Genomic DNA, 13,209 nt, shown 5'->3' on the forward strand with positions numbered 1-13,209 from the left:
GAACTCCACGTGACCAACAACGGAATCGTGATCGTCGGGGGTGGGCTTGCCGCCGCCCGGACCGCCGAGCAATTGCGCCGGGCAGCGTACGACGGCCCTGTCACCATCGTCAGTGACGAAGTGCACCTGCCCTACGACCGGCCGCCGCTGTCCAAGGAAGTGCTGCGCAGCGAGGTCGACGACGTCGCCCTCAAGCCGCGCGAGTGGTACGACGACAAGAACATCACGCTGCGACTTGGTGCGGCGGCCACCGGTCTGGACACCACCGCTCAGACGGTGAGCCTGGCCGACGGCAGCGAGCTGGGTTACGACGAGTTGGTCATCGCAACCGGCTTGGTGCCGCGCCGCATCCCGAGCTTTCCTGATCTCGAGGGCGTCCGGGTGCTGCGGTCCTTCGACGAGAGCATGGCGCTGCGCACCCATGCGGCAGCATCGAGAAAAGCGGTGGTCATCGGTGCCGGGTTCATCGGCTGCGAAGTGGCGGCCAGCCTCCGCGGCCTCGGCGTGGACGTGGTCCTGGTCGAACCGCAGCCGACACCGCTGGCATCGGTGCTCGGCGAGCAGATCGGTGCGTTGGTCACCCGGTTGCACCGCGCCGAGGGCGTCGACGTGCGCACCGGACTCGGAGTGGCCGAGGTCCGCGGCGCGGGTCACGTCGACACGGTGGTGCTCACCGACGGCGCCGAGATCAGTGCCGACCTGGTGGTCGTCGGCATCGGATCACTGCCGGCCACCGACTGGCTGGCCGACAGCGGCATCGACGTCGCCAACGGCGTCGTCTGCGACGAGGCCGGACGCACCAGCGCGCCGCACGTCTGGGCACTCGGCGACGTTGCTTCCTGGAAGGATGCGACGGGACACCAAGCGCGCGTGGAACATTGGAGCAACGTTGCCGACCAGGCCCGGGTGGTGGTGCCCGCCATGCTGGGGGCCGAGGTGCCGTCCAACGTCGTCGTCCCGTATTTCTGGAGCGACCAGTACGACGTCAAGATCCAGTGCCTGGGGGAACCCGAGGCCACCGACATCGTGCACCTCATCGAGGACGACGGGCGCAAGTTCCTGGCGTACTACGAGCGCGACGGGGTGTTCGTCGGGGTGGTCGGAGGCGGCCTGCCCGGCAAGGTGATGAAGGTCCGCGCCAAGATCGCCAACGCCACGCCCATCGCCGAGATGCTCGGCTAGAACTGCCCCAGGTAAAACCGCGCGCCCTGGTCGTCGGCGCATTCGGCAGACAGCCCGTAGGGCTGTTGCGACGGTTCGGCCAGCACGGTGCCGCCGGCCGCGCGGACCCGCGCCACCGCAGCCTCGATGTCGGCGACGGTCCACATCGGTACGACACCCGGCTGCGTGCTGCCGCCCGCAGCACCCGACATCGGGTGGGCGTCCAGCACCTGCCACCCGTCGGCAATCCGGCCCGGTGCGAAAGTCCACCCCAGCACCTGACCGTAGAAGTCGCGGAACGCAGCGGAATCGGCCGTCTCGTAGGTGACATACGACAGCTCCCCGGGCCCGGACCCGTTGAGCTCCGGGCGTTTCCGTCCCGGTGTCGCTGCCAGGACGGCAAAGGCCGCGCCCTGCGAATCCGTCGCATCGAGGAGTGTGCCGCGCTCGGTCTGACGTAGTTCGCCGGGTGTGCCACCGGCTGCGGTGATCGCTGCGCGGGCGGTCGTCAGGTCGGCAACCGCGTAGCAGCAGATCAGGGTCGGCCGCCCCGCGGCGGCGTGGATGCCGGTCGGCAGGTCGGTGTTGGTCACCCGATGCGTCCCGGGGTCGTAACTCCAGCCCAGGACGTGACCGTAGAACGCGGCTGCGCGATCTGCGTCGGGCACCCGCATCGAGATGGATCCGAGGTCGCCCGGCTGAATCACAGCGCCGACAGGTCCGGTCAGCATCCAGCGGTGGCCGAACGGGTCGACGATGGTCGCGTTGCGCGACCCATGACTTTCACCGATCTCGCGTACCACTTCGGCGCCGTGTTGACGCGCCCGCCGAAGCGCCGCATCGGTGTCGGCCACCTGGAGCATCAGGCTCACTGAAACCGCTTCTGGCTCAGGAGCTCTCAAGCCCAGCTCGGGATATTCGTCGGCCAGGTAGAGCACGCCACCGGCCAATGCGATCTCCGCGTGCCCAATTCGGCCGTCCGGCATGACAATCGGCTCACCGGCGAGCACAGCACCGAAGGCGTCGGTGTACCAGGACAGCGCACTGCGGGCGTTGGCCACGCACAGGTAGGGCAGCGCCGCGGGCCGCGGAACTACCTCGGTCCCCTGCGGATTGGTGGTACTGGTCATGTCGATCCTTTCTGCGGGTAGTGCCAAGGTGGCCGCCAGCCGCCGGCGCAACTGCGCGGCGAAGGCCGGATCGGGTTGCACCGGAAGGTCAACGGTGTGCAGCACGCGCAACGGGTCGGGCCGACTCATGACGTGCCTCCTTCCGGATACTCTTTTCTGAACGCTCTTTTCGCGCGGACCAGCAGTGCCTCGGTCGCATGCACGGTGCGCCCGATAAGTGCGGCACATTCGCCCACGCTGCAGTCGTCCATGTAGCGCAGCACCAGCACGGTGCGGTGCGAATCGCTCAACCGGGTCAACACACTCTCGGCGACCAGCCGATCGAGTTCGGCGTCCCACTCGTCGACGGCATCCACCGGTGGTTCGGCCACCGGCTCGGGATCGGCTCGGCGCCGGTAGTGGTCGGCCAGCTTGTGTCGCGCGACTCCGAGCAACCACGGCACCGCGATCGGGGGCGGGTCCGGCTTGCGGGCCGCGTCCATCGCGGCCAGAAAGGTCTCCGAGGTGAGGTCCTCGGCGGTGCCCTGATCGCGGCAGCGGCGCACGAGGTAGCCGTACACCACCGGCAGTGCCGTGTCGTAGAGCGCCAACAGCGCACGGGCCGCGTCGCCGTGGCGGTCTGGTTGGGCGCTCACACCACTATCGTCGCGTTGACGGCCCGAAATCCGACGCCCGGTCCGAAGAAATTTCTACTGCCAGCGCACCGGCGGGCCGTGCGCATGGCACTCGGCCAGCACCGGCTTATCCGCGCCCGGCCACCGGGCCGCGCGCACCAGGAACTTCAGCGGCGCACCGGGTCCGTCGCGGGCCGGCTCCATGGTCAGATGCGCGAACGGGGATCGGGCGGTGGCGCGGCCACTGACCTCGTCGATGCCGGCGCGCACCGCAGCCCGCTGCTCGGCGGACAGGTACTGCCAGGTAATCGAATGCCACAGCACGGTCAGCGTCCCGTCGGCCAGGGTGAGCCCTTGCACCGCATCTGCTGCCGTCCGGCGCTGCACCTGCACCGGCACCTCGCGGGCGACCGCGATGGCCCCCCGCAGGCGTTGCATCCGGGCGTCCTGATCGGGCCACACGTAGCTCAGCAGGGTCAGTTCCCCATCGGTGCCGGTGACGTCCAGGGGGGCGATGTCGTATCCACACCGCTCGACGATGCGCACCTCGCCCCCGGGCGGCAACTGGCCCTGCCACGCCCCGTCGATGAGCACCGGGGAGTCGTTCGGGCCCCACCGCCCGCCGGGGTACCGGTAGTGATACCGGTCCGCCCGCAGATTGAGTCCGGCACTCGCGCCGATCTCGAAAAGCCTTATCGGGTAACCGAAATCGTGGTTGATGCAGAGCAGACCCCCGATCAGGGCGGCTGCCCGGCCCACTTCGTTCGTCTGCGGCGGCTGCTGTAGCGATGCGCGCAACGCCTCGACGCTCGAGGCGGCCACCCGGCGGATCTCCGGCCACGCGGCTTCGGCATCCCAGGTGCCGCCGATGCTGGGATACCAGCGCCGCAGTTGCGGTGCCCGTCCGTCGAGCACCAGCCGGTGCAGGCCACCGAGCAGCCGTAGCGGCACCGCGTGCCCGGCGGGCGCGTCGTGGTAGCCGGCGAGGACGGTCGCGAATACGCCGCCGGACTCCACGTCGGCGGCCACCCGCTCGGACAGCTCGCCGTACATGGTCGACCCGGCGGCTGCGCAGAAACGGCCCTGGGAGCGCAGCGTGTGTAGCAGGTGTGCGTTGCGGCTCACCCGAGCCCGTCCAGCCCGGTGCCGACGACGTCGAAGGCGTTGCCCAACGCGGCCGGCAACGCCAATGACTCGTCGCTGAGCCAGTACTGGTATGCGCTCAGTGCGACGCCGAGCATCGTCCAGGCGACGGTCTGGGGCAGCAGATCGGTGGTCTTGGTCCCCGTCCTGGCCGCGACGAACCCGGCGATCACCTCGCGCCAGCCGGCATACATCGTCATCGAATATGCCTGTAGCTCAGCGGTTTCCAGGATCACCCGCATCCGTTGGCGGTGTCGCGCCGTTTCGCATTCGTCGAAGGTGTTGAAGGCCAGCAGCGCGGTGCGCAGTGCTTCGCGCAGCGGCACCGCAGGGTCTGCGTCGTCCAGCAGCTCCTGCAGTTGGCTCAGGTAGCTGTCGAATTCTCCCCAGGGGATCGCGTTCTTGGAGGCGTAGTAGCGGAACAGGGTGCGCCGGGAGATTCCGGCCGCCTGCGCGACGTCGTCGACGCTGACGTCGGCGAAACCGCGGGCGGCGAACAGGTCGATGGCGATGTCGGCGATGTGCAGCGGAGTCGTCGAGCGGCGCCGGCCGACCCGTGACCCGTGCAGCATCGCCCCCGCCCTTCCTTTTCGGCACTCGATGCCATATTGTGACCAGAACCACTCAGGATTGTCGAGACCCGCGCGAAAGGGAACGCTGTGAACAACGACGACACGATGGACAACGAGAACCAGAACGAGACCGAGCTGGTCTCCGAGACGCTGGTCGAAGAGGTGTCCATCGACGGTATGTGCGGGGTCTACTGACCGTGGCGGTGCCCGCGCACGCCGGGCAGCTCGACGCAGCCGCGTTCGACCCCGGCCGCGGCTGGCGTCTGCACCCGCAGGTGGCCGTTCGGCCGGAACCCTTTGGCGCGCTGCTGTATCACTTCGGCACCCGCAAGCTCTCGTTCCTGAAAAACCGCACCATTCTGACGGTGGTGCGGTCACTGGCCGAGCATCCCGACGTGCGCTCGGCATTACAGGCCGCGGGCGTCGACGACGCCGACCAGGGCCCGTATCTACACGCGCTGCGCGTGTTGGCCGATTCCACGATGTTGCTGCCGCAGGAGGACGAATGACCGCACCGGCCAAGGTGCCCCGGCTCATCGAGCAGTTCGAGCACGGACTGGATGCGCCGATCTGTCTGACCTGGGAGCTGACCTACGCCTGCAACCTGGCGTGCGTGCACTGCCTGTCATCGTCGGGCAAACGCGACCCCCGGGAGTTGTCCACCCGCCAGTGCCAGGACATCATCGACGAGCTGGAACGCATGCAGGTGTTCTACGTGAACATCGGTGGCGGCGAACCCACTGTGCGCCCGGACTTTTGGGAACTGGTGGATTATGCGACCGCACACCACGTCGGGGTCAAGTTCTCCACCAACGGTGTGCGCATCAGTCCCGAGGTGGCTGCGCGGCTGGCCGCCAGCGATTACGTCGATGTGCAGATCTCGCTGGACGGCGCGACCGCCGAGGTCAATGACGCCGTGCGCGGCGCCGGCTCGTTCGACATGGCGGTGCGTGCCTTGCAGAACCTGGCCGACGCCGGCTTCCGGGATGCGAAGATCTCGGTGGTGGTCACCCGCCACAACGTCGGTCAGCTCGACGAATTCGCCGCGCTGGCAAGCCGTTACGGCGCCACGCTGCGGATCACCCGGTTGCGCCCCTCAGGTCGCGGCGCCGATGTCTGGGAGGAGCTGCACCCCACCGCCGAGCAGCAGGTCCAGCTGTACGACTGGTTGGTCGCCAAGGGTGAGCGGGTGCTCACCGGTGACTCGTTCTTCCACCTGGCCCCGCTGGGCTCCGCCGGTGCGCTGGCCGGGCTCAACATGTGTGGCGCCGGACGGGTGGTGTGCCTGATCGACCCGGTCGGGGACGTCTACGCCTGCCCGTTCGCCATCCACGACCGCTTCCTGGCCGGCAACGTGCTGTCCGACGGCGGCTTTGACAATGTCTGGAAGAACGCGCCGCTGTTCCGCGAATTGCGCGAGCCGCAGTCCGCGGGAGCCTGCGGCAGCTGCGGACACTACGACAGCTGCCGGGGCGGCTGTATGGCCGCCAAATTCTTCACCGGCCTACCGCTGGACGGGCCCGACCCCGAATGCGTCCAGGGTTACGGCGCACCGGCGCTGGCGACCGAACGCGAGACGCCCCGGCCGCGCGTCGATCACTCCCGCGGTCGCCGCATCAGCACCCCGGTGCCGCTCACGCTCTCGATGCGGCCACCGAGCCGGATCTGCAACGAAAGTCCCGTATAGCCATGGCAGACCAATGGTTTGAAACTGTTGCCATTGCCCAACAGCGTGCCAAGCGGCGGCTACCGAAATCGGTCTATTCGTCTTTGATTTCGGCCAGCGAAAAAGGCGTCACTGTCGCCGACAATGTCGCGGCGTTCAGCGAACTCGGTTTTGCCCCGCACGTCGTCGGGGCCAGCGAGAAACGCGACCTCGCGACCACTGTTATGGGCCAGGACATTTCCCTGCCGGTCCTCATTTCCCCCACCGGCGTGCAGGCGGTCGACCCCGAGGGGGAGGTGGCCGTGGCCCGGGCGGCGGCCGCTCGCGGCACGGCAATGGGTTTGTCGTCGTTCGCCAGCAAGCCGATCGAGGAGGTCGTGGCGGCGAACCCGAAGATCTTCTTCCAGATCTACTGGCTCGGCGACCGGGACGCGATCGCCGCGCGCGTCGAGCGGGCCCGACAGGCCGGTGCCGTCGGCCTGATCGTCACCACCGACTGGACGTTCTCCCACGGCCGGGATTGGGGCAGCCCCAAGATCCCCGAGGCGATGAACCTCAAGACCATGCTGCGGATGTCGCCGGAGGCGATCACCAAGCCGCGGTGGTTGTGGAAGTTCGGCAAGACGCTGCGGCCGCCGGACCTGCGGGTGCCCAACCAGGGCCGCCGCGGCGAGCCCGGCCCGCCGTTCTTCAACGCCTACGGCGAGTGGATGGGGACGCCGCCGCCGACCTGGGAAGACATCGCCTGGCTGCGCGATCTGTGGGGCGGACCGTTCATGCTCAAAGGCGTGATGCGCGTCGACGACGCCAAAAGGGCTGTCGACGCCGGTGTTTCGGCGATCTCGGTGTCCAACCACGGGGGCAACAACCTGGATGGCACGCCCGCGTCGATCCGTGCCCTGCCCGCTGTCGCGGCCGCCGTCGGCGACCAGGTCGAAGTGCTGTTCGACGGGGGAATCCGCCGCGGCAGCGATGTCGTGAAAGCGGTGGCGATGGGCGCCCGCGCGGTGATGATCGGGCGGGCTTACCTGTGGGGGCTGGCCGCAGCAGGCCAACCCGGCGTGGAGAACGTCCTCGACATCCTGCGCGGCGGCATCGACTCGGCGTTGATGGGCCTCGGGCACTCGTCCGTGCACGAGCTCAGTGCCGACGACATCCTGGTTCCGGACGGCTTCACCCGGACGTTGGGCGTGGGCTGAGCGGTGCCCCCCCGATTCGGGTGGCGCTCTGCGGTTACCACAAATGTGGTTGCGCCGAAAGGGCTTTAAATGACGAATCCGGCAAACATGGTACGGGCGGGGCAGTCGTGGCGAACGAGCATCGAATTCGCGTACTGGATCAATGTGGACAGAAAAAATTTGAATAGGTAGTGCAACAATTGGTGCACGACAGGTTAATTCGGCCTACCATCGGCGAGTGCCAATGCTCGGCGAGGTGGGGAGTGCAACGTCGAAGCAACTCTCGATATCCGCCCCGCCGTCAATAATGGTCCCGCTCGGATCCACCGAGCAGCACGGGCCGCACCTGCCATTGGATACCGACACCCGGATCGCGACGGCCGTCGCCCGTGCGATCGCCGAGCGGGTGGACTGGCTGGTGGCGCCCGCGATCGCCTACGGCGCCAGCGGCGAGCACCAGGACTTCGCCGGCACGATCTCGATCGGCACCGAGGCCTTGACCACCCTGCTGGTGGAGTTCGGCCGCTCGGCAACCTGCTGGGCCGGGCGCGTGGTCTTCGTCAACGGGCACGGCGGCAATGTGCCGGCGCTGGGCCGGGCGACCAGCGTGCTGCGATCCGAAGGTCGCGACGTCGGTTGGTGCCCGTGCGTGACAGCCGGTGGTGACGCGCATGCCGGGCATACCGAAACGTCGGTGTTACTGCTCATTTCGCCGGACGAGGTGCGTACCGACGCGATGCTCGCCGGCAACGAGGCGCCGTTGCGTGAGTTGCTGCCCGCGATGCGCCGCGGCGGGGTCGCGGCGGTGAGCCAGATCGGCGTGCTGGGTGATCCGACAACTGCCACGGCGGTCGAGGGGAAAAGGATCTTTGCTGAAATGGTCGACGATGGGGTGCGTCGAATTGCCCGGTGGCTGCCTGCGGGCGACGGGATGCTGACATGACGGCGCCGGCGACGGTGCAGAGGTGCGGCGATGCCGAGGAGCGGCGCACATGACGCAGACCCGCCTGCCGGACGGGTTTGCGGTACAGGTCGATCGTCGTGTGCGGGTGCTCGGCGACGGCAAGGCGCTGCTGGGCGGGTCGCCGACCCGGTTGCTGCGGCTGGCGCCGGCCGCCCAGAGCATGCTCTCCGACGGTCGCCTGAAGGTCAGCGACGAGCTCAGCGCCCAGCTGGCCCGCACCCTGCTCGACGCCACGGTGGCCCACCCGCGCCCGGCCACGGGACCGTCGCACCGCGATGTCACGGTCGTTATCCCGGTGCGCGACAACGTATCCGGTCTCCGCCGACTGGTGGCGTCGTTGCGCGGGCTGCGGGTGATCGTGGTGGACGACGGTTCCTCCCGCCCGGTCGAACTGGAAGATTTCACCGGTGCCCACTGTGACGTCGAAGTGCTGCATCACGTCCGCAGCAGAGGCCCGGCGGCCGCCCGCAACACCGGGCTGGCCGCGTGTTCTACCGATTTCGTCGCGTTCCTGGATTCCGACGTGGCACCGCGCCGCGGCTGGCTGGAAGCTCTGCTCGGTCACTTCTGTGACCCGACTGTCGCACTGGTCGCGCCCCGCATCGTCGGCCTGACGCCGACCGAGAATGTGATAAGCCGCTACGAAGCGGTGCATTCGTCGCTGGACCTGGGTTTGCGTGAGGCGCCGGTACTGCCGCACAGCACGGTGTCCTACGTGCCCAGCGCCGCGATCGTCTGCCGGACCTCGGCGATCCGGGAAGTGGGCGGCTTCGACGAGACCATGCACTCCGGTGAGGACGTCGACTTGTGCTGGCGCCTGGTGGAAGCCGGTGCCCGGCTGCGCTACGAGCCGATCGCGCGGGTTGCGCACGACCATCGGACCGAGCTCCGGGTCTGGATAGCGCGCAAGGCTTTCTACGGCGGGTCGGCGGCTCCGCTGTCGGTGCGCCACCCCGACAAGACCGCGCCGGTGGTCATCTCGGGGTGGGCATTGATCGCCTGGATCCTGATGTCGCTCGGCAGCGGCCTGGCCCAGCTGGCGTCCGTGGCCATCGCCGTATTGACGGGCCGGCGCATCGCGCGGGTCATGCGCAGCGCCGAGACCACGATGTGGGACGTGGTCGTGGTCGCCACCCGGGGCCTGTGGTCGGCGGCGCTGCAACTGGCGTCGGCGCTCTGTCGGCACTACTGGCCGCTGGCGCTGTTCGCGGCGATCCTGTCCCGGCACTTCCGGCGGGTCGTGCTGGTGGCGGCGGTCGTCGACGGTGTGACGGACTGGCTTCGCCGCCGCGACGCCGTCGACGACGACGCCGAGCCGATCGGGCTGCTGACCTACCTGCTGCTCAAGCGGGTCGACGATCTGGCCTACGGCATCGGGCTGTGGTACGGCGTGCTGCGCGAACGCAACATCGGCGCACTCAAGCCGCAGATTCGGACGTAACGCCCGCCTTGTCCGCAGCCGCCCGGCACAGCGACATCTTGGTCGTGGGCGCCGGAAGCGCCGGTTCGGTTGTCGCCGAACGCCTTTCCGCGGATTCCCGCTGCACGGTGCGGGTATTGGAGGCCGGCCCCGGACTGGTCGACCCGGATCTGCTGGCCCGCACCCGCAACGGGCTGCAGTTGCCCATCGGCACGGGCAGTCCGTTGGCCGAGCGCTACCTGGCCAACCTCACCGACCACCCGGTCCGGCAGCTGCCGATCGTGCGGGGGACGACCGTCGGCGGCTCCGGTGCGGTCAACGGCGGCTACTTCTGCCGCGGGCTCCCCGACGACTTCGACAGCCTCGGCCTACCCGGCTGGGGGTGGCCCGACGTACTCGAACACTTCCGGGCCATCGAGACCGACCTGGATTACCAAACTCCCGGGCACGGCGACAATGGGCCCATCCCGGTCCGGCGCACCGCGGAGTTCACCGGGGCCTCCGAAACCTTTGTCGCCGCCACCCGGCGCGCCGGGTTTCCCTGGTTGACCGACCTCAACGACGTCGGACCGCTCCCGGTGGCGGGGGTGGGGGCGGTGCCGCTCAATATCGTCGACGGGGTGCGAACCGGGTCGGGCGCCGCCTTCCTGATACCCGCACTGCATCGCCCGAACCTCACCCTGCTGGCACAGACGCGGGCGCTGCGGTTGCGGTTTGCCGGCGGGTCGGCGACCGGGGTGGACACGATCGGTCCCGACGGCCCTGTCACCTTCAGCGCAGAACGAATCGTGTTGTGCGCCGGGGCAATACGATCGGCACAGCTGCTGATGCTGTCTGGCATCGGTGCCGAGTCGGTGCTGCGGGCGGCCGGTATAGCGGTGCGGGAGGCGCTGCCGGTCGGACAGCGATGCAGCGACCACCCGGAACAGGTGATGCCGACGAGTTGGGATGTGGCGGTGGACCGTCCGGTGCTGGAGGTGGTGCTGAGCACCGCCGACGGTATCGAGATACGGCCTTACACAGGTGGTTTCGTGGCCATGACCGGTGACGGCAGCGCCGGTCACCGCGACTGGCCGCACGTCGGGGTGGCGCTCATGCGGCCACGGGCGCGCGGCCGCGTGACGGTGGTGTCGGCCGATCCCTCGGTCCCGCCCCGGATCGAGCATCGTTACGACAGCGAGCCGGCCGACCTGGCGCAACTGCGGGACGGCACGACGCTGGCACGCGAATTGCTCTGCACATCAACGCATCTCGGCCAAGCCGTGTGGTCAACGTCGCAGCATCTGTGCGGCAGCATCCCGATGGGTATCGATGATGATCCGCACGCTGTCGTCGACAACCGTTGTCGGGTAAAGGGTTTGGACAACCTCTGGGTGATCGATGGTTCGGTGCTGCCGGTGGTGCCCAGTCGCGGACCGCACGCCACCATCGTGATGTTGGCTCACCGCGCGGCCGAATTCGTGGCCTGACAAGCGGTCAGCCGTGGCTCGCCGCCGGCTCCTCGGACATCACCACACGTGCCACCGGTGCAGGTTGCGCGGCCGCCGCCGCCCGGGCCGCCAGCGGTGCGGGCAACGCCGATGCTGCGGGCGCGTCCACTTCCACCACTTCGTCCGGGACGGTCCGTAGCGGCGAGATCGGCTGACGTGTCACCGACCCCACCGATCTCGCCGCTACTGCCGACCCCGACGAACCCACCGGCACAGCCGATGTTGTCGCAGGGCCCCCCGGCCCCAACGGTCCACTGATGGCCACCGCTTGTGCGGCAGCGGGCGCCACCGCAGCGCTGTGGCTCAGCGCTGCACGCCCGAGCGTCTGCTGGGGCACTGCCGCCTCGGCCTCGAAGCTGGAGTTGTTCGCGGCCTCGCTGATTCCGTACTGCTGCGCGCCCATACTCATGAGTTGCACGAATTGGTTGTGAAATTGGTTCGCCTGGGCGCTGATCGCCTGGAATGCCTCGGCATGCGCGCCGAACAATGCCGCGATCTGCGCCGACACGGCGTCGGCGCCCGCGGGCGCCAGTACCCCTGTCGTGGGACCCACGGCTGCCGAGCCGGCATCACTGATCGCCGATCCGATGTTCGCCAAATCCGTTGCCGCCGCGGCAACGTACTGCGGCGCTGCGATCACATACGACATTCCGGTTCCCTCAGTTGGCCTAGATAGAGTCCGCTGCCCGCCGACGAACCTTGCCCCCGAACAGATGGTAACCAGCAGCGCCGGTCGCGCGTGCCGTTTTGGCGGAATGCGTTCCGGACCCACCGCAGCCCGGGAGCCCGGGGACCGGCCAGGACCGCCGACTCGCGACGATGACAGCCGAGGGCAGGTTTCAGGGTCTCGGCCATAGCCGGCGAATGTTGTACTCGAACCCGGAGGTGCATCACAATCGAGCAGGTGAGTGACACAGATCCTCGCCCGGCGCGGTCCAGGGCCCGTTTGCTGGAAGCCGCCGCCGCGCTGCTGCGCTCCGGAGGTCCCAGTGCGGTGACCATCGACGCGGTCACCCGAGCCGCCAACGTGGCCCGAGCCACGTTGTACCGCCACTTCCCGAGCGGAAACGATTTACTGGCAGCAACTTTCAGCAGCCTCATCCCCGCCGCGCCGACACCGCCCGAAGACGGCCCGCTGCGGGACCGGCTGGTGGCGCTCTTGCTGGCGCAGGCCGAGTTGATCGCCGAAGCCCCCGCGGTACTGACCGCGACAGCGTGGCTGGCGCTGGGATCGGATCTGCAGGAGTTGCCCGGGCCCGGCGACGGCAGCGGCACGCCGAACGCGATGGCCACCTTGCGCGAGCGCATCGCCCAGCAATACGCGGCACCGTTCGACGTCATCTTCGGCAGCCCCGAGGCGGTGGCCGAACTGGGCGAGGTCGACCGGTCCCGCGCGATTGCCCTGCTGATCGGACCGGTGGCCATAGGGCGGTTATCCACCCTGCCGGATTTCGACTACCGCGAAACCGTGCAGGCGGCCGTCGACGGCTTCCTGTACGTGCAGCGCGCCCAGGCACGCGCCGACGCGGCGGACACCCGATCGGCAGGTGCCTGACCCGCCCTATAAGCCCAGCTAGGGCCGTTGCCGGCGAGGAATCTGCGGCCGCAGTCGGCACGACGTCGCAAGATTTGGCCGAGCGCTGATCTTCAGGCATACTGTTCAGGTTGCCCAGCGCCAGGTTTGCGCCTGGCCGGGCATACGACCAGCGCCCACCAGGGCGCGTCCGGTCCCAACCTTGGAGCGCGACAATTTCGGTCGCCTACAAGGCTGCGTGCGGGTGACACATCCGGGCGCGGGGGAGCGGCTGGACCACGACAGGTAAACAGCGGCGCAGTATCCGGCGCAACGCTAGAGCGGCCCCCGAGGGGCG

At 68.7% G+C, this 13,209-nt stretch carries 14 protein-coding genes and 1 pseudogene; 9 read left to right on the plus strand and 6 right to left on the minus strand.

Annotated features, from left to right (window positions below; genetic code table 11):
• Positions 1 to 9 precede the first annotated feature (9 nt).
• Positions 10 to 1,182 (plus strand): NAD(P)/FAD-dependent oxidoreductase, encoded by a 1,173-nt coding sequence (locus AC5Y6Y_RS06135; RefSeq protein ID WP_473139336.1) that lies wholly within the window; start codon positions 10 to 12, stop codon positions 1,180 to 1,182.
• Here the strand turns inward: AC5Y6Y_RS06135 and AC5Y6Y_RS06140 are convergent.
• Genes AC5Y6Y_RS06140 through mftR form a run of 4 tightly spaced genes read right to left on the minus strand, consistent with a single transcriptional unit; the run spans position 1,179 to position 4,620 of the window.
• Positions 1,179 to 2,420, minus strand: a complete 1,242-nt coding sequence (locus tag AC5Y6Y_RS06140) for a VOC family protein (RefSeq protein WP_473139335.1) — start codon at positions 2,418 to 2,420, stop codon at positions 1,179 to 1,181. The two genes, AC5Y6Y_RS06135 and AC5Y6Y_RS06140, sit on opposite strands and share 4 nt — an antisense overlap.
• Positions 2,417 to 2,926 carry an RNA polymerase sigma factor gene (locus AC5Y6Y_RS06145; RefSeq protein ID WP_473139334.1) on the minus strand — a complete coding sequence of 170 codons (510 nt, stop codon included), beginning with the start codon at positions 2,924 to 2,926 and terminating at the stop codon, positions 2,417 to 2,419. Before AC5Y6Y_RS06145 ends, AC5Y6Y_RS06140 begins: the two co-directional genes overlap by 4 nt.
• Before the next feature lie 54 nt (positions 2,927 to 2,980).
• Entirely contained in the window at positions 2,981 to 4,030 is a 1,050-nt protein-coding gene (locus AC5Y6Y_RS06150) for a DUF2332 domain-containing protein (protein ID WP_473139333.1), read from the minus strand.
• Positions 4,027 to 4,620: a mycofactocin system transcriptional regulator MftR gene (gene mftR / locus AC5Y6Y_RS06155; protein WP_473139332.1), complete on the minus strand. Its 594-nt coding sequence runs from the start codon at positions 4,618 to 4,620 to the stop codon at positions 4,027 to 4,029. Before mftR ends, AC5Y6Y_RS06150 begins: the two co-directional genes overlap by 4 nt.
• Before the next feature lie 87 nt (positions 4,621 to 4,707).
• On the opposite strand from mftR, the gene mftA reads away from it, so the two are divergent.
• From mftA to mftG, 7 genes are all read left to right on the plus strand, one after another.
• A complete protein-coding gene (mftA, locus tag AC5Y6Y_RS06160) occupies positions 4,708 to 4,815 on the plus strand; it encodes a mycofactocin precursor MftA (protein WP_463825799.1) in 108 nt (35 codons plus the stop codon).
• A 2-nt stretch (positions 4,816 to 4,817) separates the two neighbouring features.
• The gene (gene mftB / locus AC5Y6Y_RS06165; protein ID WP_473139331.1) at positions 4,818 to 5,129 is read left to right on the plus strand and encodes a mycofactocin biosynthesis chaperone MftB; all 312 of its coding nucleotides are present in this window, start codon (positions 4,818 to 4,820) and stop codon (positions 5,127 to 5,129) included.
• Positions 5,126 to 6,307 (plus strand): mycofactocin radical SAM maturase, encoded by a 1,182-nt coding sequence (mftC, locus tag AC5Y6Y_RS06170; RefSeq protein ID WP_473139330.1) that lies wholly within the window; start codon positions 5,126 to 5,128, stop codon positions 6,305 to 6,307. The genes mftB and mftC overlap by 4 nt, the downstream gene beginning before the upstream one ends.
• 2 nt (positions 6,308 to 6,309) lie before the next feature.
• On the plus strand, positions 6,310 to 7,485 hold the full coding sequence (gene mftD / locus AC5Y6Y_RS06175) for a pre-mycofactocin synthase MftD (RefSeq protein WP_473139329.1): 1,176 nt from the start codon (positions 6,310 to 6,312) through the stop codon (positions 7,483 to 7,485).
• A gap of 223 nt (positions 7,486 to 7,708) precedes the next feature.
• Positions 7,709 to 8,407: a mycofactocin biosynthesis peptidyl-dipeptidase MftE gene (gene mftE, locus AC5Y6Y_RS06180; RefSeq protein ID WP_473139499.1), complete on the plus strand. Its 699-nt coding sequence runs from the start codon at positions 7,709 to 7,711 to the stop codon at positions 8,405 to 8,407.
• A 49-nt stretch (positions 8,408 to 8,456) separates the two neighbouring features.
• Entirely contained in the window at positions 8,457 to 9,869 is a 1,413-nt protein-coding gene (mftF, locus tag AC5Y6Y_RS06185; protein ID WP_473139328.1) for a mycofactocin biosynthesis glycosyltransferase MftF, read from the plus strand.
• A gap of 8 nt (positions 9,870 to 9,877) precedes the next feature.
• A complete protein-coding gene (gene mftG / locus AC5Y6Y_RS06190; RefSeq protein ID WP_473139327.1) occupies positions 9,878 to 11,317 on the plus strand; it encodes a mycofactocin dehydrogenase MftG in 1,440 nt (479 codons plus the stop codon).
• 7 nt (positions 11,318 to 11,324) lie between these two features.
• Here mftG and AC5Y6Y_RS06195 read toward each other — a convergent pair whose 3' ends face one another.
• A complete protein-coding gene (locus AC5Y6Y_RS06195) occupies positions 11,325 to 11,987 on the minus strand; it encodes a PE family protein (protein WP_473139326.1) in 663 nt (220 codons plus the stop codon).
• Positions 11,988 to 12,242: 255 nt separating this feature from the next.
• Between AC5Y6Y_RS06195 and AC5Y6Y_RS06200 the strand changes: the two genes are divergently transcribed.
• Complete coding sequence (locus AC5Y6Y_RS06200; RefSeq protein ID WP_473139325.1) at positions 12,243 to 12,893, plus strand: TetR/AcrR family transcriptional regulator; 651 nt, start codon at positions 12,243 to 12,245, stop codon at positions 12,891 to 12,893.
• Between the two features lie 70 nt (positions 12,894 to 12,963).
• Here AC5Y6Y_RS06200 and AC5Y6Y_RS06205 read toward each other — a convergent pair.
• Positions 12,964 to 13,152: pseudogene (locus AC5Y6Y_RS06205) on the minus strand (hypothetical protein); the annotation flags it as partial.
• Positions 13,153 to 13,209 lie beyond the last annotated feature (57 nt).

It is taken from the genome of Mycobacterium sp. NGS24 (assembly GCF_059813065.1).

What these genes read in the sequence shown, in the direction of transcription:
- AC5Y6Y_RS06140 (WP_473139335.1), bottom strand. Translation starts at nt 2,420, where the DNA reads ATGAGTCGGCCCGACCCGTTGCGCGTGCTGCACACCGTTGACCTTCCG.
- mftR (WP_473139332.1), bottom strand. Translation starts at nt 4,620, where the DNA reads ATGCTGCACGGGTCACGGGTCGGCCGGCGCCGCTCGACGACTCCGCTG.
- mftC (WP_473139330.1), top strand. Translation starts at nt 5,126, where the DNA reads ATGACCGCACCGGCCAAGGTGCCCCGGCTCATCGAGCAGTTCGAGCAC.
- mftD (WP_473139329.1), top strand. Translation starts at nt 6,310, where the DNA reads ATGGCAGACCAATGGTTTGAAACTGTTGCCATTGCCCAACAGCGTGCC.
- mftE (WP_473139499.1), top strand. Translation starts at nt 7,709, where the DNA reads ATGCTCGGCGAGGTGGGGAGTGCAACGTCGAAGCAACTCTCGATATCC.
- mftF (WP_473139328.1), top strand. Translation starts at nt 8,457, where the DNA reads ATGACGCAGACCCGCCTGCCGGACGGGTTTGCGGTACAGGTCGATCGT.
- AC5Y6Y_RS06195 (WP_473139326.1), bottom strand. Translation starts at nt 11,987, where the DNA reads ATGTCGTATGTGATCGCAGCGCCGCAGTACGTTGCCGCGGCGGCAACG.